This window comes from Stenotrophomonas sp. 1L-E-5-B-C3 (assembly GCF_057292075.1).
On sequence record NZ_JBXAWS010000010.1, the window covers coordinates 128,765 to 149,387 of the forward strand.

Annotated in this window: 13 protein-coding genes; 2 read left to right on the top strand and 11 right to left on the bottom strand. The window is 68.1% G+C overall.

Annotation, left to right across the window (positions count from 1 at the left end; translation table 11 throughout):
• Positions 1–76: 76 nt before the first annotated feature.
• The 7 genes from AC0Z6F_RS14315 to pilG all read right to left on the bottom strand — a co-directional run bounded on the left by AC0Z6F_RS14315 (position 77) and on the right by pilG (position 12,000).
• Positions 77–541, bottom strand: coding sequence for a chemotaxis protein CheW (locus AC0Z6F_RS14315; RefSeq protein WP_006385148.1), 465 nt, complete (start codon positions 539–541; stop codon positions 77–79).
• Positions 538–1,872, bottom strand: a complete 1,335-nt coding sequence (locus AC0Z6F_RS14320; protein ID WP_006385150.1) for a chemotaxis protein CheB — start codon at positions 1,870–1,872, stop codon at positions 538–540. Before AC0Z6F_RS14320 ends, AC0Z6F_RS14315 begins: the two co-directional genes overlap by 4 nt.
• Entirely contained in the window at positions 1,859–8,509 is a 6,651-nt protein-coding gene (locus AC0Z6F_RS14325) for an Hpt domain-containing protein (protein WP_485617373.1), read from the bottom strand. Before AC0Z6F_RS14325 ends, AC0Z6F_RS14320 begins: the two co-directional genes overlap by 14 nt.
• A 100-nt stretch (positions 8,510–8,609) precedes the next feature.
• Entirely contained in the window at positions 8,610–10,646 is a 2,037-nt protein-coding gene (locus AC0Z6F_RS14330) for a methyl-accepting chemotaxis protein (protein ID WP_006385328.1), read from the bottom strand.
• A 41-nt stretch (positions 10,647–10,687) separates the two neighbouring features.
• Positions 10,688–11,218: a chemotaxis protein CheW gene (locus AC0Z6F_RS14335; RefSeq protein WP_006385330.1), complete on the bottom strand. Its 531-nt coding sequence runs from the start codon at positions 11,216–11,218 to the stop codon at positions 10,688–10,690.
• On the bottom strand, positions 11,218–11,580 hold the full coding sequence (locus AC0Z6F_RS14340) for a response regulator transcription factor (protein WP_006385332.1): 363 nt from the start codon (positions 11,578–11,580) through the stop codon (positions 11,218–11,220). The genes AC0Z6F_RS14335 and AC0Z6F_RS14340 overlap by 1 nt, the downstream gene beginning before the upstream one ends.
• A gap of 18 nt (positions 11,581–11,598) precedes the next feature.
• The gene (gene pilG, locus AC0Z6F_RS14345; protein WP_005418455.1) at positions 11,599–12,000 is read right to left on the bottom strand and encodes a twitching motility response regulator PilG; all 402 of its coding nucleotides are present in this window, start codon (positions 11,998–12,000) and stop codon (positions 11,599–11,601) included.
• 240 nt (positions 12,001–12,240) lie between these two features.
• On the opposite strand from pilG, the gene gshB reads away from it, so the two are divergent.
• Both gshB and AC0Z6F_RS14355 read left to right on the top strand, forming a co-directional pair.
• Complete coding sequence (gene gshB / locus AC0Z6F_RS14350; protein ID WP_153676035.1) at positions 12,241–13,188, top strand: glutathione synthase; 948 nt, start codon at positions 12,241–12,243, stop codon at positions 13,186–13,188.
• Positions 13,188–14,072 (top strand): energy transducer TonB family protein, encoded by an 885-nt coding sequence (locus tag AC0Z6F_RS14355; protein WP_012511877.1) that lies wholly within the window; start codon positions 13,188–13,190, stop codon positions 14,070–14,072. The genes gshB and AC0Z6F_RS14355 overlap by 1 nt, the downstream gene beginning before the upstream one ends.
• Positions 14,073–14,636: 564 nt before the next feature.
• On the opposite strand, the gene tsaB is transcribed toward AC0Z6F_RS14355, so the two are convergent.
• The 4 genes from tsaB to mrcB form a co-directional block, all read right to left on the bottom strand.
• On the bottom strand, positions 14,637–15,350 hold the full coding sequence (gene tsaB / locus AC0Z6F_RS14360; RefSeq protein WP_065723897.1) for a tRNA (adenosine(37)-N6)-threonylcarbamoyltransferase complex dimerization subunit type 1 TsaB: 714 nt from the start codon (positions 15,348–15,350) through the stop codon (positions 14,637–14,639).
• 9 nt (positions 15,351–15,359) lie between these two features.
• Entirely contained in the window at positions 15,360–17,405 is a 2,046-nt protein-coding gene (yoaA, locus tag AC0Z6F_RS14365; RefSeq protein ID WP_012511879.1) for a DNA repair helicase YoaA, read from the bottom strand.
• A 227-nt stretch (positions 17,406–17,632) separates the two neighbouring features.
• Positions 17,633–18,169, bottom strand: coding sequence for a hypothetical protein (locus tag AC0Z6F_RS14370; RefSeq protein WP_050767040.1), 537 nt, complete (start codon positions 18,167–18,169; stop codon positions 17,633–17,635).
• Positions 18,166–20,607 (bottom strand): penicillin-binding protein 1B, encoded by a 2,442-nt coding sequence (mrcB, locus tag AC0Z6F_RS14375; RefSeq protein WP_006385411.1) that lies wholly within the window; start codon positions 20,605–20,607, stop codon positions 18,166–18,168. The genes AC0Z6F_RS14370 and mrcB overlap by 4 nt, the downstream gene beginning before the upstream one ends.
• Positions 20,608–20,623 lie beyond the last annotated feature (16 nt).

The following is a 20,623-nucleotide window of genomic DNA, read 5'->3' on the forward strand; positions in this document are numbered from 1 at the left end:
GGCATCCACGGAATCATGCGGTTGCCGGCCAGCGGCCGGCACTACCAGGAATTCAAAATGCCCGGCGGATGTCCGATCAGGCCGCCAGCGAATCCAGGGCGGCTTCCAGCGCGTCCAGGTTCGGCAGCAGTGCGCTCTGCTCGCCCAGCAGCACGCGCATGTGCACGATGTCCGGCAGGGTTTCCTCCGAGGCATCGGCCAGCAGGCCGTCGCGCGGCACCGAGATCAGCTGCGGGAAGTTCTGCGTCAGCAGCGCGTAGTACGGACGCTGCGCGTTGCCGCTGAGCGCCTTCAGCACCACCACCTTGTTGTGGCCGCCCACGGCTTCTTCGCCCAGTCCCGAAAGACGTGCGAACGACACCAGCGGCACCTGCCAGCCGTGCCAACCGATCTCGCCCACCAGCCAGCGCGGCGCATCGGAGACCGGCTGCACCGGCACACGCGACATCATTTCAGCCACGGTGGCATTGGGCAGCAATACGCGCGCGTTGCCTGCCTGGATCAGGACGCCGCGGATCTCGTCATTGCTGGCGTAGCTCATGGTGCCTCTCCGTTGTCGTCATCCACGCCCCAGCGTGCGGCAATCGCCTGCGCCAGTTCCTGCGGTTCGCCCGCGACCATACCGGCGGCAACCACAGCGGTGGCTGCGGCGGGGTCATAGCAGCCCTCGCCCACCTGCCCGGCCACCCAGGCGCCGGCGGCAGCCAGGTCCAGCGCCGGGCCGACGTGGTCCAGGTCGGCGCCGCTGAGCAGCACCAGCGCCGTGTGTTCCGCCGGCAGCGCGGCAATCGAGATGCCCTGTGCGTCGCTGATGAAATGCAGGCCATCACCGGCCGCCTGCACGCCGATGTCATCGGCCAGCACGTGCACTTCACCGGGCGTGGCGCGCTGACCAGCTTCAGCCAGCTGCACCGGCAACGGCGACACCCGTGCCATCTGCTTGACCAGGTTGCCGTAACGACCACCATCCAGCCGCATGTGCACCAGCACCGGCACGGCCAGCGACGCCGGCAGTGCGCCGAGCAGGCGCCGCAGCGCATCCGGGCCACCGATGCCGGCCAGCACCAGCAGCGATCCGGCGCGCGCGCCGACCGGCGCGGCAGCGTCCAGATCGACCAGGCTCAGGTGATCGGTATCGAACGAGGGCGGTGCCGCTTCGACCGCAGCGATGTTGGCAGCAGCGGCCGGTGCATCCGCCACGTCATCGACCAGCGACCACGCCGTGTGGTCGAAGGAGACCAGCGGTGCGGCAGTGGCAGGCTCGGCCATCGCTGGCGGCAACGACGGCGCCTGCAGCGATTCGGGGACGATCGGCTGCAGCGCGGCCAGTGCCTGCTCCAGCGCGATCGGCTCGTGCAGGTGCGCGGGGGGCGAGTACAGGCTGTCGGCCGGGACGTCGTCGGCCCAGCTCAGCGCCTGTTCCAGGTGCGGCTGCAGTGCTTCTTCGCGTGGCGCGGGCGGCGGTGCCGGATGGCCCGGTTCCAGCTGCAGGCTGGGTTCTTCCTCGGCACCGGGCGGCAGCACCTGCTGGTGGCCGTGCAGCTTGGCGGCCAGATGGCGGCCCCAGCGCTGCACTTCCCAACCATCACGGCGCGCGGCCAGTTCGGCCTCGTCGAACACCAGGGTCAGGCCAGGTGCGGACAGCACAGTGTCCAGCCGTTCCAGCGCGTCCTCGATGGCCGCCTCCAGGGCGATCACCACGAACTGCGGTCGCGCCTGCTGCAGGACCTGCGGCTCCAGGCTGTTGGGGTCTTCTTCCAGCACCAGCTGCACATCGGCGTGCGACAACGCCTCACGCAGGCGCTCGCGCGCGGCGCCGGGGCGGGCCAACAGGGCAACGGCCGGGGCCGGATGGGCTTCACTCACGGACACGGGCGATCCCCAGCAGGTCGTACACGTTACGCATCAGGTCCAGTTCCTGGTACGGCTTGCCCAGGTAACGCTGGACACCGATCTCGAAGGCGCGCTGGCGGTGCTTGTCGCCGCTGCGCGAGGTGATCATCACGATCGGCACGTCCCTGTAGCGCGGGTCGGCACGCATCGCGGTGGCCAGCTCGTAGCCATCCATGCGCGGCATCTCGATATCCAGCAGCATCAGGTCGGGTACGCGCTCTTCCAGCCGCTCCAGCGCTTCCACGCCATCGCGGGCGACGCTGACCTCGAAGTTGTGGCGCTCGAGGATGCGGCCGGTGACCTTGCGCATGGTCAGCGAGTCGTCGACCACCATCACCAGCGGCACCTGGCGCTCCTGCCGTGGTGCATTGGCCAGTACCGGCAGCGTCGGATTGGCGAGGAAGCGGCGCACCAGCGGCGCCACGTCCAGGATCACCACCACGCGGCCATCGCCGGTGATGGTGGCACCGTAGATACCCGGCACCGAGGCGATCTGCAGGCCGACCGGCTTGACCACGATTTCGCGGTTGCCCAGTACCTGGTCGATCGCCACGGCGGCGCGCAGGTCGCCGGCGCGGACCAGCAGCAGCGGCACCTGGTCCTGGCCATCGGCACGCGCCGGGGCCTGTCCGACCAGGCTGCCGAGGTCGTACAGCGGGTAGTCTTCGCCGCTGTAGCGGTAGCTGCTGTCGGCGGCTTCAAAACGCTCGCGCGACAGGCGGCCGATACCACTGACCGAGGCGACCGGCACCGCGAAGGTGGTTTCGCCGATCTGCACGAACACCGCCTGGGTGACCGCCAGTGTCTGCGGCAGGCGCAGCGTGAAGCGCACGCCCTGGCCACGCACCGACTGGATGTCGACCGAGCCGCCCAGCTGGCGCACTTCGTTGCGCACCACGTCCATGCCCACGCCGCGGCCGGCCAACTGGCTGACCTGATCGGCAGTGGTGAAACCGGAGGCGAAGATCAGGTTGTCCAGCTCCTGCTCGCTCGGCTGCGCATCGGCAGCCAGCAGGCCACGGTCGAGAGCGCGGCGGCGGATCGCTTCGCGATCCAGGCCAGCGCCGTCGTCGGCCACATCCAGCACGATTTCCGAGCCTTCGCGGTGCAGGCGGATGGCAATCTCGCCCTCCTCCGGCTTGCCGGCGGCACGGCGCTGCTCCGGCGCTTCCAGGCCATGGGCCACGGAATTGCGCAGCATGTGTTCCAGCGGCGCGACCATGCGGTCGAGCACGTTGCGGTCGAGTTCGCCGTGGGTACCTTCCAGGGTCAGGTGGACCTGCTTGCCGGTGTCCATGCCGGCCTGGCGGACCACGCGGCGCAGGCGCGGCACCAGACCATCGAACGGCACCATGCGCGCGCGCATCAGGCCATCCTGCAGTTCCGAGCTGACGCGCGACTGCTGCTGCAGCAGCGAATCGTACTGGCGTGACAGATCATCGAGCACGCCCTGCAGGCCGCCAAGGTCAGCCGCCGATTCGTTCAGCGCACGGCTGAGCTGCTGCAGGGTGGAGAAGCGATCCAGCTCCAGCGGGTCGAACTTCTGATCGGCCTGGTCCTGCTCGCGCTGGTAGCGGGCGACGATCTGCGCCTCGGTTTCCAGATCGAGGCGGCGCAGCTGATCGCGCAGTCGCGCGTTGGTACGTTCCAGCTCACCCATGGCGCCACGGAAGGCACCCAGCTGCTGCTCCAGCCGCGAGCGGTAGATCGCCACTTCACCGGCATGGTTGACCAGGCGGTCGAGCAGATCCGCGCGCACGCGTACCTGTTCCTGTTGCGGGCGTGCCAACGCGTCTTCATCGACCACGCCTTCGGCCGGCAACGGCGCCGACAGCGGCGCATCGGCCAGTGCGGTGACCGGAGCTGCGATCGTTGCCGATGCGGCTTCGACCATGCTGGCGGCATTGGCCGCAGCGGCAGCCGCGGCGATATCGGTGGTGGTGCGGACCTCGAAGGCCTCGACCAGATCCTGTGCAGGTTCCACCACACGGTGGGCACCGGTGCGGGTCAGCAGCTGGTGCAGGCGGTCGAAACCACGCTCCAGCAGCTGCACGTCGCGGCGTTCGATCTCGGTGCGGCCGGCGGCGACAGCTTCCAGCAGCGATTCGATGCTGTGGCCAAGATCGCCGATGGCATTGATGCCGGCCATGCGTGCACCACCCTTGAGGGTATGCAGGTCGCGCTGCAGGCCGGACAGCGCCTCGCGATCCTGTGGCGCATCGCGCAGTTCGCTGATCAGGCCATCGCAGTGGTCGAGCAGGTCCTTGCCTTCCTCGACGAAGATGTCGACCAGCTCGCGGTCGTACACGCTGAAGTCGAGTGTGTCTGCACTGTCTTCGGTTTCTTCTTCGGCTGCTGCGGCCGGCATCGCGTCGATGGCCAGGGAGCTGGCTTCGGCTTCGGCGACTTCGGCATGCACCGTCCCTTGACCTGGTGCGTCTTCGAGTTCGAAGAAGCGCACCGGCTCATCAGTGGCCTGCGGTGCTTCCGCAGCGATCTCCTCATTCACCGTCGCCGGGGACGGCTGATCGGCGCTCTCTCCTTCACCGACCGCCGCCTCCCCGCCGACGTCCGCATCCTCGGCAAAGGCTTCCGCCTCGCCCGGCGCGAGTTCGCTGGCCTGCAGGCCGAGTACGGGCCAATGCCCGTCGTCGGCCAGGGTCTGCTCTTCGTCGATCACGTGCAGGCCGGCCTCGAGCGCGGCTGCCAGCGTGACCGGTTCTGCAAAACCCGGCGCAGCCATTTCATCCTGCAGGCTCGACAGCTCGCTGTCGAGTGGCAGTGCAGCAGGTGTGTCGAGGAAGCTGTCTTCAACGACATCGGCGTCATCGGACAACGTCGCATTCAGGTTGATTGCGTCAGCTTCGCCGAACGTCGCTGCCTCATCAGCATCACGGTCATCCACCGGCAATGCGCTGGCATCCAGGTACGGCGACAGATCATCGGCCACGGTGAGATCGGCGGCGTCGGCCAGCGACGATGCGGGCTCCGCGTCCGCGTCCTCCGTGGCAGGGATTGCCGCGATCGCGTCCACCTGGACCGATTCAAGTGCGTCCGGGGCGATCACGGCGGGCTCGCCTTCGCCCGGCACCGACGGCCATCCCGCATCGAAGTAGCGCGAAAGATCATCGCTGGCGGTCAGCTCGGCAACGTCCAGCCCACTGTCGGCGGTGGCGAGGGCCGCTGCCACGTCCACTTCGGCCGGAATCGGTTCCAGCACCGGCTCGGACGGGGCTTCGAGAGCTGCCGGCACTTCGGCATCGTCCTCTGCGTCCAGCGCCAGGTCTTCGTCTTCGTCTTCGTCTTCGTCTTCCAGCCCGACCATCGGCCAGCGCGCTTCCGGCAGTTCGCCGGCGAGCGCCTGCAAACGCTGCACCAGCGCGTCCTGCGGTGCGATGCGTGGCTGTTCGGCCTGCAGCGCGTCCATGGTCGCAGTGATCGCCTGCGCGGTCGCATCCAGTGCGGCCAGGCCTTCTTCACACGGCACCACGTCAGCGGCCAGTGCACGCTTGATGTAGGACTCGGCGCCCCCGGTGACGGCGGTGATCTCCGGCACTTCGGTCATCGCGAAGGCACCGTTCATGGTGTGCACCGCGCGCAGCAGTGCGTCGCTGACCGGCTGCGGTGCCTGCTGCGCCGAGCGCAGCCAGTCCTGCAGGGTCGCCTGGTGGACTTCCACCTCGGCCTCGAGGATCTCGCGCAGCACGCTGTCGATGTTGGCCGGCGTACCGATCGCTTCAACCACCGTACCAGCGTCGGCCTGCACCGATGCCACCGCTTCGGCCTCAAGGATGCGGCTGATCTCGTCTTCGCCTTCGGCCGCAGACGGCGGCACTGCCGGTGCGGCAGCGACCGGCAACGGTACGTAGAACGTTTCCTCGCCGGCGCCAACGCGGTCGGCGATGGCCTGCATCGCCTGCAGGTCGACGCTGATGCGCTGGCCATCGCGCAGCGCGGCGTTCAGCTGCGGCAACGCGGCGTGGGCGTTGTCGACCATCGCCAGCACCGCCGGCGAGGCCGCGCGGCTGCCATCCAGCACGCGGTTGAGCATGCCTTCGATCTTCCACGCGAACTCACCCAGGGTGCGCGCACCGACCAGGCGGCCACTGCCCTTGAGGGTGTGGAAGATGCGCCGGATCGGCCGCAGCCGGTCCATGTTGTCCAACTGCACGCGCCATGCCGGCAGCAGCGTGCCGAGGTTGGCCAGTTCGTCGTCGAACTCTTCCAGGAACACCTCGCGGATGTCCTCATCGATGTTCTCCGCGTCGTCATCGAAGCCGGCCTCGAAGCCGGCGTCGGCAGCGACCACGACCGGCGTTTCCGCAGCGGCGGGAGTGGCTGCCGCCTGCGGATTGAAATCGGCGGCCGCCGCGCTCAGTTCGGCGAAGAACTGCGCATCGGCTTCGCTGAAATCGATGGGTGCGATGGTGTCGATATCAATCACCGACACCGCCGGCGCCGGTGCATCGGAGGCCGGCGTCAGCACCTCGGCCATCGTCGCGGGCACGTCCTCCGGCACATCCGCCGGAACGGCGTCGACTTCGGCAACCACAAGGCTTTCGTCCACCAGCACGGGCGCGGCGGTATCGACGATCTCCAGCGACGGCGGCAGGCCGGCATCGTCGTCCAGCGACAAGGTCTCCATCGCGTGCAGCGACAGCACGTCGTCGGCGTTGTCCAGCGCATCGGCATCGAAGCGGAACACCACATCATCGTCCGGCAGTGCGCCAGCCTCATGCTCGGCTGCAACCGGATCGAACACCGGCGCGGCATCGAAGCCGGTGTCGATCGATACCGCAACATCGCCAGCGTCATCATCGGTCAGCGTGGTGGCATCCGCCAGGTCATGCGACGGCGCCCCGGACAGCGCCCACTGCGGCGCAGCGAACTGTCCGGCATCGGCCTGTTCGAAGCCGACCGGATCGAAGCTGGCGAAGGTCGGGCTGCGTTCGTCATCGGCGACCGCCAGCGGATCGGCGTCCGGATGGAACGGCGCCAGGTCCCACTGCGGAACCTCGGGTGCCGGTGCACTGGAGGCCGCGAACACCAGCGGCGCATCCTCCCCGTCATGAAGTGACAAGGGCGTCGCGCCGGCGCTGCCGGCATTGACCGCAGCAGTGACTGCCGCGGAGCCCAGCGCACCAAACATCAGGCTGTTGTCGGCAACCTCTGGCGGCGCCACCGGCGGTGGATCGAAGGTGAAGTCCGGCAGCGGCACCGGTACGGTGCCAGCGGCGGGTGCGGCGGGCTGCACCGCGATCTCGACAGGTTCCGGCTGCAGCGGCCCGGTCTCCACCGCGACCGGCTCGCGCTCGACCAGCAGCGATGCGAACACCACCGGCTCGGCGGCGGCAGGCATCGCCGCATTGCGGTCCGGCAGCGGCCAGTAGCGCAGCGCTTCCAGGCTGCTGCGGGTGATCTCGAGAATGTCCTCGCGGCCGGGGCGACGGTCGCGCAGCGCCTCCAGGTAATACTCGAGGCTGGCCATGGCATCGGCCAGGGTATCCAGCTGGCGGCCACTGGGCACGCGCTGGCGGCCGACCAGTTCGGCTTCGATGTACTGCTGCACACCGCGCAGATAGTCGGCAGCGGTGCCCAGGTCGAGCATGCGCAGCGCGCCGGAGACATCGCCCAGCAGGCGCGGCACATCCTGCAGCTCGGCATGGTTCCAGCTGGTTTCAATGAAAGCGACGAAATGCTCACGGGCCGCCGCGAAGTTGGCGATGGCTTCATGCGCCAGCACTTCCACGGTGCGCCGGTTCTCGACCGCGCTCGGATCGTCCTCGCCACTGCCACCGGCGCCCAGATGGGCCACCTGGTCGTCCAGCGAGGCATCCACGTACAGCAGTGCGCCGGCGATATCCAGCAGCAGGTTCTCATCGATCTGCTGGCGGCCTTCGACCACGCCACGCAGCGCATCGCGCTGCTGCACGACCACGCCGCGGGCCACGCCCAGGCCCATCATGCCCAGCGTATCTGCCACGGCGCCAAGTTCGTTGGCCTGGGTCTGCAGCTGCTCCGGTGCGCCGCCGGTGCGCAGGTGCAGGTCCAGCGCATCCTTGATGCGCAGCAGTTCTTCCTTCACCGCGCTGCCCACGGTATCCAGCAGCTCGCGGTTGCGCCCGCTCAGGCTGCCACGGGCATGGTCCAGCTCGGCCTCGGTGGCACTGACGCTGTCCGGCGCGAACGCCAGCAGCACGCTGTCATGCACGCCTTCTTCGCCTCGCGCGGCACGGATCTCGTTGAGCAGCGGCATCAGCACGATCGGAATATCGCGATGACCGTTCTGCAGGCGCTCCAGGTAATCGGGCAGCAGCACGCTGCCGCGCATCAGGGTTGCACAGGCCTCATCGCGATCGGCCACACGGCCGGCACCGATGGCGTTGGACAGCTGTTCCAGCTCCTCGGCCACCATCGCCGGGGCATACAGCTCGACCATGCGCAGGGTGCCCTGCACCTGGTGCAGGTAGCCGGCGCAGATGCGCATGCGGCTGGCATCGCTGGGATCTTCCGCGTAGTACTCGACCTCGTTGCGCACCTGGCGCAGGGTCTCGTCCAGCTCGGGCTTGATCCAGCCCAGCGCTGCGTGGCTCATCGCATCGCGCAGACTGCTCATGGACGCGCTCCGTTCGCCGCCGCGCGGTGGCCGCGCGAGTTCTGGCGTGGGAAATGGAAATGCTTCATCGACTGGTTCCTTGCTCGCCGCCCTGTCCGCGTCACGCCGGCAGCTTGAAGTCGGCGACCGAACGACGCAGGTCGGCCGCCAGCTGCGCGAGGTGGCCGATCGATTCGGCGGTCTGCCCGGCACCCTGCGAGGTCTGGCCGGTGATCTGCCGGATCACGCCCATGGTGCGGGTGATGTCCGAGGCCGCAGCGGACTGCTGCTGGGCGGCGATGGAGATGTTCTTGATGAGGTTGTTCAGGGCGTTGGACACGCGCTCGATTTCGGTCAGGGCGGTACCGGCGTCTTCGGCCAGGCGCGCACCGGACACCACTTCGGCAGTGGTCTGCTCCATCGAGGTGACCGCTTCGTTGGTATCGGCCTGGATCGCCTGCACCAGGTTTTCGATGCGTCGGGTCGCCCCCGAGGTGCGTTCTGCCAGGCGCTGCACTTCGTCGGCCACCACGGCAAAACCGCGGCCGGCCTCACCGGCCGAAGCTGCCTGCACCGCCGCGTTCAACGCCAGAATGTTGGTCTGTTCGGAAATGTCGTTGATCAGTTCCACGATCGAGCCGATTTCCTGCGACGATTCACCCAGGCGCTTGATGCGCTTGGAGGTTTCCTGGATCTGGTCGCGGATCTGGTCCATGCCCTGGATGGTCTCGCGGACCACGCCGGCACCCTCGGCGGCGATGACCACCGAACGCTGTGCCACGTCGGCCGATTCGGCCGAGTTGCGCGACACCTGCTCGATGCTCGCCGCGATTTCGCCGATGCGGTCCGAGGCCGAGGTGATCTGGTTGGCCTGGTGGCCTGCCGCCTCTGCCAGCTGCATGGCGGTAGCCTGGGTTTCCTGGGTGGACAGCGCGACCTTGGCCGAGGTGTCGTTGATGGTGGTTACCAGGTGGCGCAGCTCGTCAACCGCGTAATTGATTGCGTCGGCGATGGCGCCGGTCATGTCCTCGGTCACCGAGGCCTTCACGGTCAGGTCGCCCTCACCCAGCGAGGAAATTTCGTCCAGCAGCCGCATGATCGCCTGCTGGTTGCGGCTGTTGAACTCCACCTGGGTCTGGTAGCGCAGCTCCTGCTCGCGCGAGCGGCTGCGCACGTTGGTGGAGACGAAGCCGATGATCGCGATCAGCGACAGCGCACCGGACACCACACCAATCCAGAAATTCGGGAACAGGCGGGTATCGGACACCGAACCGAACGAGGAGAACGCTTCGAACAGCTTGCGGCTGTCGTCCAGCATGTGCGCCGAACCCTGGCCCAGCGCGGTGGCGGCGGACTGTGCGGCGAACAGCTGGCGCGAGCTGGCCAGGATCGCGTCGGCGTCCTGCTTCATCGCTTCCCACTTCTGCTGCGACTGCTCCAGCGCAGCGACGGCGGCGGCACCGCGCACGGCGGTGATGCCCAGTTCCTCGTTGCCATTGCGCAGGCCATCGAGCACCTGCGAGAACACGGTGATGTCACGTGCCAGCGCATCACCGGCAGTGGCCGCACCACTGCCACCGGCCCGCATTTCGGTCACGCGACGGGCCATCGAACCGGCCACCACGACCTGTTGCAGCGCGCTGTACACCTGCGCCGACGGTGCGCCGGAGGCGGACATCGCACGCACCAGTTCATTCAGCTGGGCCTGCAGGCCCGGTACCGCGCCGCTGAAGTTGTTGGCGTTGCCAGCCAGGGCCAGCACCGCCGGCTCACTGGCGACCAGCTGGCCGGCCTGCTTGCCCAGCGGCGCCCAGGTTTCACCCAGCGTGGAGATCGCGCCGGACACGCCCGGCTCCTTGCCGTAGCGCCCCTGCAGGGTCGACACGTTCTGTTCGATCGCGTTGCGGGTGGCCTTGAAGGCGGTGAACGCCTGCGCGTTGCCACCCACCGCGTCACGGCCCTGGTTGGCCAGCTGCTGCGACAGCACCTGCAGGTCGGCGGCCTTGGAGCCGGCATCGGCCAGGCGGCTGCCCTGCCAGGTGGCGACGCCGGTGTTGACGCCGAACAGGATCATCGATGCCAGCAGCAGGAACAGCCAGAGGTTGCTGCCGCCCAGCCGCAGCTTGCCGGTCTTGGTGGCGCCCGAAGCAGTACTCATCGTTCAACCTCGTTCTTCAATGCAGGGGGCAATGCCCGGCCTCAGGCCGCGGCTTGCCGGAATTCAGGGGTGCGCGACAGCAGCGAGAGCGAGAACACGCCCCAGTCCTGGCCGTCGGCATGAAAGGCGCGGTCGACAAAATGGCCATAACGCCCATCGGCCAGTGCACCGGCCTCGATCTGCTGGGCCAGTTCGAAGCTGCGCTGGCCGAACAGTTCATCGATGGTCAGCGCGACGTCGCCGCCGGCCTGGCGCATGATCAGCACACGCTGGCCTTCCTGCTGCACGGTGCGCGTGCCTTCCAGGAAGTACTTCAGGTCGACCACCGGGAACAGGTTGCCGCGCAGGTTGCCCACGCCCAGCAGCCACGGTTGTGCGCACGGCACCGGCGTTACCGGCGGCATCGGTACGATTTCCACCACTTCGCGGAAATCGGACACCAGCCGGCGCTGGCCGACGCGATAGCCGACGCCACGCCACAGGTCCTGGGCGAACTGCCGTTCGGGCAGCTGCACCGCATGGGCCAGGCTGCGCCGTTCGTAGGCTTCAAGAATGTCGAAGGGCGAGCGCATCAGGCCACCAGTTCGTTGATCCGCGCGATCAGTTCATCCTCGCGCGGCGGCTTGACGATGTAATCGGCCGCGCCCTGGCGCAGGCCCCAGGCCTTGTCGGTTTCCATCGCCTTGGTGCTGACGATGATCACCGGGATGTGCTTGATCGCCGCATCACGGGCCATCGCCCGGGTCGCCTGGAAACCGCTCATGCCGGGCAGCACCACGTCCATCAGCACCAGCTGCGGCGATTGGTCGCGGACCAGCTGCAGGCCATCCTCGGCGTTGTCCGCTTCCAGCACCTCGTGGCCGGCACGGCGCAGCCACTGGGTGAACACCGCGCGGTCGGTCGGTGAATCCTCGATCAGAACGATACGAGCCATTGTGCCTTTCCCCCCTGGTCAGGCGTTGACGTATGTGCGGATGGCACCCAGCAGTTCTTCACGCGTGAAAGGCTTCGTCAGGTACTGCTCCGAGCCGACGATGCGTCCCCGCGCCTTGTCGAACAGGCCATCCTTGGACGAGAGCATGATGACCGGGGTCGCCTTGAACAGCTGGTTGCCCTTGATCAGCGCACAGGTCTGGTACCCGTCCAGGCGCGGCATCATGATGTCGACGAAGATGATCTGCGGTTGCTGGTCTGCGATCTTCGCAAGCGCTTCGAAGCCGTCGGTGGCGGTGACCACCTCGCAGCCTTCGCGCTTGAGCAGCGTTTCCGCAGTCCTGCGGATGGTCTTCGAATCATCGATGACCATCACCCGGAGTCCTGCGAGTTCCCCGCCCGCAGTCGTGTTTTCAGTCATTGCCTATCCCCAAGCGCACGGCCCGATCTCTGGCGGGGGCCGCTACGAAAGCGTATCTATATCGCACTTTCCGCGCCCGCTTCAAGGCCGCCCCATGGCGCGGGGCATGGCGCCCTCCTGAACGTGACGGGTTTCGCAATGACTGCGCGGGCGCCGGGCGGACGCAGCGTTGCAGTACGGCGGGGAGGCGCGCGACCGGCGTTGCCGCTACCATCAACGCCTTGCCAGACAGGTGCGCCCATGCCGTTGAACGTCATCGTGGTGATGGATCCCATCGCCCACATCAAGATCGCCAAGGACACCACCTTCGCCATGCTGCTGGAAGCCCAGCGCCGCGGCCATGCCCTGCACTACGTGCGACCGGGCGGGCTGGCTCTGGAAGGCGGCGTGGCGGTGGCCCAGACCGCGCCGCTGCAGGTGCGCGACGACCCGGCTGGCTGGTATGAGCTGGGCGCGTTCAGCCGCGCCGAATTCGGTCCCGGCCAGATCGTACTGATGCGCAAGGACCCGCCGGTCGACGCCGAGTACATCTACGACACCCAGGTGCTGGACGTGGCTGCGGCGGCCGGTGCCTGCGTGGTCAACAACCCGCAGGGGCTGCGCGACTACAACGAGAAGCTGGCCGCCCTGCTGTTCCCGCAGTGCTGCCCGCCGACCCTGGTCAGCCGCGACGCCAAGGCGCTGAAGGCCTTCGCGCTGGAACACGGCCAGGCCGTGCTGAAGCCGCTGGACGGCATGGGCGGCCGCTCGATCTTCCGCAGCGGCCAGGGCGATCCGAACCTGAATGTGATCCTGGAAACGCTGACCGACGGCGGCCACAGGATGGCGCTGGCACAGAAATTCATCCCGGACATCACCGCCGGCGACAAGCGCATCCTGCTGGTCGATGGTGAGCCGGTCGATTACTGCCTGGCGCGCATCCCGCAGGGCGATGAATTCCGCGGCAACCTCGCCGCCGGCGGTCGCGGCGAAGGCCGCCCGCTGAGCGAGCGCGACCGCTGGATCGCCGCCCAAGTCGGGCCGGAGATGAAGCGTCGTGGCATGCGTTTCGTCGGCCTGGACGTGATCGGTGATTACCTGACCGAGGTCAACGTGACCAGCCCGACCTGCGTGCGCGAACTCGACGCACAGTACGGCCTGAACATCGCCGGCACCCTGTTCGACGCGCTCGAGGCCGGCCTGCGCTGATGCCCCCCGCACCTGCCGTCCTGCCCCCGCCGCCGCGCGAAGCGCAACGGCTGGGGGCGACCATCGCGCTGTCGGTCCTGGTCCACGCCCTGCTGATCCTTGGTGTGGGCTTTGCCGTGAAGGGCGATGCGCCGCTGGTGCCGACGCTGGAAGTGATCTTCAGCCAGACCCGCACCGCACTGACGCCCAAGCAGGCCGATTTCCTTGCCGCGGCCAGCCAGGAGGGCGGTGGCGAGCACGACCGCGCACAGCGCCCGCGCGACAACCAGGCCGGCATCGTGCCGCAGGCCCAGTCCGGGCTGAGCCCGGTGCCGCAACAGCAGCAATCGGCCGCGCCCGTGCCACCGCCGCAGGCGCGGGTGGTCAGCAGCCGCAATGGCGAGGACACAGTGGTGCAGGCGCAATCGCGCCCCACCCCGCTGGAGCCGACGCCGGATGCGCCGATGACCGCGCGCGAACAGCGTGATGCGGAAATGGCGCGCCTGGCAGCGGAAGTGCACCTGCGTTCTGCGCAGTACGCCAAGCGCCCGAACCGAAAATTCGTCTCCGCCAGTACGCACGAATATGCCTATGCCAATTACCTTCGCGCGTGGGTCGACCGCGCCGAGCAGGTGGGCAACCTGAACTATCCGGACGAGGCGCGGCAGCGCCGTCTCGGCGGCCAGGTGGTGATCAGCGTGGGCGTGCGCCGCGATGGCAGCGTGGAAAGCAGCCGCATCCTGCGTTCGAGCGGGACGCCGTTGCTGGACGAAGCTGCGCTGCGGGTGGTGCAGCTGGCACAGCCGTTCCCGCCGCTGCCGAAGACCGAAGACGAGATCGATATCCTGCAGGTCACGCGTACGTGGGTGTTCCTGCCGGGCGGCGCCCTGCGCGACGATCGGTAGGGGTTTGTTGCCCGGGCCTGCGGCCCGGGACCCGCAGAGGCAACGGCCACAGCCGAAGCAACAGCAGAAGCGGCGGCAGAGATGCCGGACCTGGCGGGGCGGTGTGGGCTTGCAGGACACGCCGTAAACCCCCAGACCGGCCCAGCCGCTGGCGGCTGTGCGTTCGGGCGCTTGCGAAGCAGTGCTTCGCAACCAAAGCGCCCTCACCCCTGGGGGCTCGATGGCGCCTTGCTCGTGCGCGCCGTCCTGCGCACACGGCAAGACCACCTCTGACAGATCGCGGCGCATTTTTGCTGTTGGTAGGTGTCGACCTTGGTCGACACACATCCACGCCACGCGTGGATGCGAGCGAAGCGACCCGCTTTTGATTTTGATTTTCTTTTTTGATTTTCCGTGGCGGACGCACACGGGAACTATCCGTGGCCGGGCGGCTGGGCTGCGCAGGGGCGTGAGCCGCATGGATGCGGCGACCGAGCTTACATGGACGTACTTGCAGCGCCCCCTGCGCAGCCCAGCCGCCCGGCCAAACCATGGCTTTTGATCTACGCCCCCGCCACGAGGGACTCAGCCGTTGGCCTTCACCTTCGCCTCGCGCGCGGCCTGCTGCTCGACCAGGGTCAATGCCACGTTGTCGCGCAGGTACGCCGGTTCCACCTTCTCCGGCGCAATGGCTTCGCCACGTGCGAAGGCTGGCACCGCCAGCGTCAGCAGATCCGACGCGCGCGGCAGTGCAGTGGCATCGAATCCGCGCAGGCCAGCACCGAGCTGCGCCACCAGTGCGCCCTCGGCCGCACCGAAACCGGTGCCGACGCCGTAGGCAGCCAGCCCTTCCGGCAACGCCACCACAGCAGGTGCGCACACGCGTTCGGCATCGCGTGCCACCGGCAGGCCGTCCACGCGCTCAAAGCGCGCGACGTACAACTCACCCATGCGCGCGTCGATTGCCGAAACTATCTGGTTTTCTTCGACCGGCGCGCGCAGCGCCAGTACCTGCAGCGTCGAGACCGGCAGCAGCGGGCGGTCCAGCGCCAGCGCGATACCCTGCGCAATGGCGATCGCCAGACGCACGCCGGTGAACGCACCGGGGCCACGGCTGAGCGCGATGCCGTCCAGTTGGCGGCGGCTGATGCCGGCTTCGGCCAGCAGCGCCTCGGCCCATGGCAGGCTCAGTTCGGCATGCCGGCGCGGGGCGATCTCGAAACGTTCCAGCACCTGCCCATCCACATGCAGGGCAACGGAACAGGCTTCGGTGGCGGTTTCAAAGGCGAGCAGTTTCATCGGATCAGGTCAGAACAGGGGGAACGTGGCGCCGGGTGCCGGTTGCGGGCCCGCCGCAACAGCGGACGGAGCAGCAGCATCGGCCACGGGTGCCCATTGTGGCGTAAAGAAGGCCTGCACATCGGCCAGGCTGCGGGTACGCCGGAACGGCGGCAGCGAATCGAGGAAGACCCGGCCATAGCCCCGATTGAGCAGGCGCGGGTCGCACAGCACCAGTACGCCACGATCGCTCTCACTGCGGATCAGGCGGCCGACGCCCTGCTTCAGCGCGATCACGGCCTGAGGCAACTGCTCGTCGCGGAACGGGTTGCCCCCCTGGCTGCGGATCGCCTCCAACCGCGCCTCGTACACCGGGTCATCCGGCGCCGCGAACGGCAGCTTGTCGATCATCACCACGCTCAGCGCTTCGCCGACCACGTCCACACCCTCGCGGAAGCTGGCCGAGCCGAGCAGCACGCCGTTGCCGGATTCGCGGAAGCGCTGCAGCAGCGTCGCGCGTGGCGCCTCGCCCTGCACGAACAACGGCCATGGCCCGTCGCGCAATGCCTCGGCCGCCTCACGCAGGGCGCGATGCGAAGCAAACAGCAGGAATGCCCTGCCCTGCGACGCCTGCAACACTGGCCGCAGGCTCTGGATCAGTGCGGTACCGAAACCGCGCGCGGCGGGATCGGGCAGGCCCTCGGGCATGTAGCACAGCGCCTGCTCAGGCCAGTTGAACGGACTCGGCTGCACCAGCGTGTGCGGATCGTCCAGGCCCAGGCGGGTGGCGATGTGATCGAAACCACCGCCCACGGTCAGCGTTGCCGAAGTGAAGATCCACGCGGCACGGCTGCGCTCGCGATGCTCACGCAACGGACCGGACACATCCATCGGCGTGCGCTGGCAACGGAAACCACGCGGCGTAAGCTCGTACCAGAGCACATCGGCCGCACTGTTCGCTTCCGACGGATCGGTGTCGAAATCGAGAGTGGGTTCGTCATCGCCCAGCCAGCGGCTGAGCCGCGAGACCGCCTCGCGCGCCCGCGCATGGCAGGCATCCAGGCCGGCCGCCGCTTCGCGCAGCGGCTGCAGTGCCTGCTCCAGCATCACCAGGCCCGCCATCACCGTATCGAAGCCGTCACGTACCTGCGGCATCGCCAACGCACGCCACTGCGTGCCACGCGACGGCAGCCCTTCCATCGCCGATCGCAACGCCAGCAGCGCCTGCTGCAGCTGATCGACCGGCTCCTGCAGGGCCGACTGTGCGCCACCCACGCCACGTGCTTCGGCCAGGCAGTCGCGTCCCAGCTCCTGCCACGGGCGCATGCCGAAGCCTTCGCCAAAAAACTGCGCGGCCAATTCGGGCAGCTGATGCGCCTCGTCGATGACGAAGGCCTGTGCACCGGGCAACAGCTCACCGAAGCCGTCCTGCTTCAGCGCCAGATCGGCCAGCAGCAGGTGATGGTTGACCACCACCACATCGGCGGCCTGCGCGCGTTGCCGCGCGCGCACCACGAAGCAGTCATCCCAGAACGGGCAATCGGTGCCCAGGCAGTTGTCGACAGTGGAAGTGACCATCGGCAGCAATGGGGAGTCGTCGGCCAACCCGTCGAGCTCGGCGATGTCACCGAACTCCGAGCGACCGGACCAGGCCAGGATCCGCTGGAACTGCGCTGCCTGTTCGGGGCTGGAAAAACGCGGCTCTCCACGCGCCTGCTGCAGGCGGTAGCGGCACAGGTAATTCGCACGCCCCTTCAGCAGCGCACTGCGCAGGCCGACCCCGAGCGCCTGGCGCACGCGCGGCAGATCGCGGTGGTAGAGCTGGTCCTGCAGCGCACGGGTGCCGGTGGAGATGATGGTACGCAGCCCGGACAGCAGCACCGGCACCAGATAGGCGAAGGTCTTGCCGGTGCCGGTACCGGCTTCGGCCAGCAACAGATCACGCTGCTGCAACGCGTCGGCGATCGCTTCGGTCAGGCGCAGCTGTGCGGGACGCGGGACGAAGGCATCCAGGTGCGAGGCGAGCGCGCCGCCGTCGCTGAGGGCTTCGCGGCTGGCATGGACAAGGTCGGACATCAGAGGGAAAGGATACCCGGCCGGGCGCTGCCCGGCACCCGTTTCAAGCCAGAGCACCAGCAACAGCAACAGCGGTGTTCATGGCTCTGGGTTGTACTGGGGACTGGCAGGGGACTGTGGGTTTGCGGGGACGCCGTAAACCCACCCCGCCCGGCCCAGCGCGGCTTTTGCTTCTGGCTTCAGCGATCAACCCACAGCCACGAGGGGCTGCGCCGTTGGCCGGAAACTCAGTACCGCTTGATCCCCGGCACAGTGCAGCCTTCAATCTGCGCATGCGCGGACACCGCGTTCTCCTTCTCGCCGCGCGCCAGACGCGACTGCTCGATCGTCGCCCAGTGCCGGCGGCACAGCGGCCCGGTCTTCGAGCCCAGATCAACGGCCTTGCGCGCGAACGTCTCCGCCTGTGCCCATTGGCCCTGCAACAGCGCCAGCTCGGCACGCTCCTGCAACACTGCCGGGTCACCGGCCACGATCTCCAGCGCATGGTCCAGGCTGCTGGATGCGCCAGCCAGGTCGTTGGCCTGGCGCTGGGCCTGCGCGGCCAGGCGCAGGTCTTCCACCTGCGAATCACGCAGCGGCTGCACCGACAGTTCCTTGTCGTCCGGGCCTGCTGCGGCGTCGACTGCGGCCAAGCGCTGCGCCGGCGTCGTGGTATCCACCGGCTTGACCACCGGCGGCGGGCTGCTCACGCAGGCGGCCAAGGCCAGGCTGAGGCCGGTCAGGGCCAGGGGCTGCAGCAGGGATCGGATGTTCATCGGCATCATCGGCTCGGAGGAGGTGTGGCCGCGGCGGGTGCCGCGGCAGGTTCAGCAGGCGGCTCGGGCTTTCGGTCCAGGCCGAACCAGCTGCGCCAGCCGCCGCCCTCACCTTCGGCCCCACCCTGCCCATCCGGCGACACCGCCGGCGCACACGGCGCATAGGCCGGTGCATAACCCACCACGAACGGGAAGCGACGCGCGCCCGGGCAACCATCGTCGGTAGTGTTCATGCCGGTGGCGGCCACCGACTGCCAGTCCAGGCCCTTGTTGCTGACCCGCAGCGGGGCACTCGGCAGGCGCTGGAAGATGCCCGACCACACCCGCATCGCACCGGTGGCACCGTACAGGCCGGCCTGCTCGTTCTGGTCGTTGCCCATCCAGATCACCGCCAGGTGGTCACCGGTGTACCCGGCGTACCAACTGTCGCGACCATCGTTGGTGGTACCGGTCTTGCCCGCCGGCTGCAGGCGGCCGAGGCCATCGGCGTTCAGGCGCTGCGCGGTGCCGCTGGCGACCACCTGCTGCAGGCCGACGCTGATCAGATTGGCGGCGATCGAGTCACCTTCCTGCGCCGGCGCCGGGGTCTTGTCGTAGCGCTTGAGCAGCTTGCCCTGCGGATCGAGCACGCCACGCACCGCGTGCAACGGTTGGATCTCGCCACCCGAAGCCAGGAACTGGTACAGCTGCGCCATCGCGTAGGGGCTCTGGTCGGTCGAACCGAGGATCACCGCCGGGTTCGCCTCGGCCTTGATCCCGGCCAGCACGTGGATCAGCTGGGTCACACGCTCGGGACCGACCTGCATGCCAACGCGCACCGTGGCCTGGTTGTACGAATGGGCCAGCGCATCGATCAGGCGCACCGTGCCATGGCTGCGGTTGTCCGCATTGCCGGGGTTCCAGTTGCGGCCACGGCCGAGCTGCACGGTCACCGGCGAATCATCGACCCAGCTGGCCAGCGAGTAGCGGTCCGGCTGTGCCAGCGCCAGCAGGTACACGAACGGCTTGAGCAGCGAGCCGACCGGGCGCTGTGCCTCGATGGCGCGGTTGAAGCCGACTTCGGAGACCTCGCGGCTGCCGATCACCGCCAGCACGTCGCCGTTGTGCACATCGGTCAGCACCATGCCGGCCTGCAGCTCGGGCCGGCGCTTGCTCTCCAGCGACTTGATGGTGCGGGTGACCGCACCTTCGGCATAGGCCTGGGCGGACGGCGACATGCCGCTCATCACGCTCAGGCCCGCGCCCTGCAGTGCCGATTCCGGATAGTCATGGCCAAGCTGGCGACGGACCAGATCGACGTAGGCCGGGAAGCGGTTGGCAGCGACCAGGCCCGGGGTCTTGGGCACGCCGAGCGGCGCCTTGAGGGCGCGCTGGTACTCGGCATCGTCGATCAGGGTTGCCTCGTGCAGCTTGCCCAGCACGAAGTTGCGGCGATCCAGCGCGCGTTCCGGGTTGCGACGCGGATCGTAGAAGGAGGGGCCCTTGACCAGGCCGATCAGCAACGCGATCTGCTCGGTTTCCAGCGACGACAGGTCGCGGCCGAACCAGAATTCGGCACCGGAGGACATGCCGTGGATGGCCTGGCTGCCGCGCTGGCCCAGGTACACCTGGTTGAGGTAGGCCTCGAAGATGGTGCGCTTGTCGTAGCGCGCTTCCATGATCAGCGCGTAGAGCACTTCATTGAACTTGCGGGTGACCGTCTGTTCCTTGCCAATACCGAGCAGGCCGCTGCGGGCCAGCTGCTGGGTCAGGGTGGAAGCACCCTGGCGGCTCTGGCCGCCGGAACGAATCGTCACCCACACCGCACGCGCGATGCCGGACAGATCGATGCCGTGATGGCGGTTGAAGTCCTTGTCCTCCACCGCCTGCAGGCCGGTCACCAGCAGGTCAGGTGCCTCATCCATGCGGATCAGGCGGCGCTCTTCCTGCTTCTGCCCGTACAGGGTGGCGATACGCGCCGGATCCAGCCGCGCGGCCTTCAGCGCCTTGCGACTGCCAGCGTCACGCAGCGAGGCGATGCCTCCATCGGCCAGCGACAGCTCGACACGACGCGCGGCGACCACGCCATCCACGTCGTTGTAGCCACGGCTGGAGATGACGAAACGGCCGCCGTTCACGGCGTAGGTCGCCGGCTCCTTGCCCTGCCCGTCATCGCGGTAGGCGGAGGCGGCCAGCTCGGTCTTCAGGGTGGACGCGTCCATCGCCTTGCCGGGCGTGAGCACCAGCGGGCGTGCATAGACCCGCGTCGGGATCTGCCAGCGCAGTTCGCCGAAGCGCTGGGTCACCTGCTGGTTCAGGTACAGCGTATAGGGAATCAGGAAACCCAATCCCAACGCGACCGCTGCCATGCTCCAGGTGATCAGGCGGCGCCGCCACAGGGGGCCGTTGTCCTGCTGGTCGTCGTCGTCGAAATCGTCGATGTCGTCGGAATCGTAGCGTCGGGGCACGGGAATGCTGGAAGGT

Bases quoted from the DNA above. Each gene is read 5' to 3' on its own strand.
- gshB (WP_153676035.1), top strand. From the start codon at position 12,241: ATGCCGTTGAACGTCATCGTGGTGATGGATCCCATCGCCCACATCAAG.
- AC0Z6F_RS14355 (WP_012511877.1), top strand. From the start codon at position 13,188: ATGCCCCCCGCACCTGCCGTCCTGCCCCCGCCGCCGCGCGAAGCGCAA.
- pilG (WP_005418455.1), bottom strand. From the start codon at position 12,000: ATGACTGAAAACACGACTGCGGGCGGGGAACTCGCAGGACTCCGGGTG.
- AC0Z6F_RS14325 (WP_485617373.1), bottom strand. From the start codon at position 8,509: ATGAGCAGTCTGCGCGATGCGATGAGCCACGCAGCGCTGGGCTGGATC.
- tsaB (WP_065723897.1), bottom strand. From the start codon at position 15,350: ATGAAACTGCTCGCCTTTGAAACCGCCACCGAAGCCTGTTCCGTTGCC.
- AC0Z6F_RS14340 (WP_006385332.1), bottom strand. From the start codon at position 11,580: ATGGCTCGTATCGTTCTGATCGAGGATTCACCGACCGACCGCGCGGTG.
- AC0Z6F_RS14330 (WP_006385328.1), bottom strand. From the start codon at position 10,646: ATGAGTACTGCTTCGGGCGCCACCAAGACCGGCAAGCTGCGGCTGGGC.
- yoaA (WP_012511879.1), bottom strand. From the start codon at position 17,405: ATGTCCGACCTTGTCCATGCCAGCCGCGAAGCCCTCAGCGACGGCGGC.
- AC0Z6F_RS14335 (WP_006385330.1), bottom strand. From the start codon at position 11,218: ATGCGCTCGCCCTTCGACATTCTTGAAGCCTACGAACGGCGCAGCCTG.
- AC0Z6F_RS14370 (WP_050767040.1), bottom strand. From the start codon at position 18,169: ATGATGCCGATGAACATCCGATCCCTGCTGCAGCCCCTGGCCCTGACC.
- AC0Z6F_RS14315 (WP_006385148.1), bottom strand. From the start codon at position 541: ATGAGCTACGCCAGCAATGACGAGATCCGCGGCGTCCTGATCCAGGCA.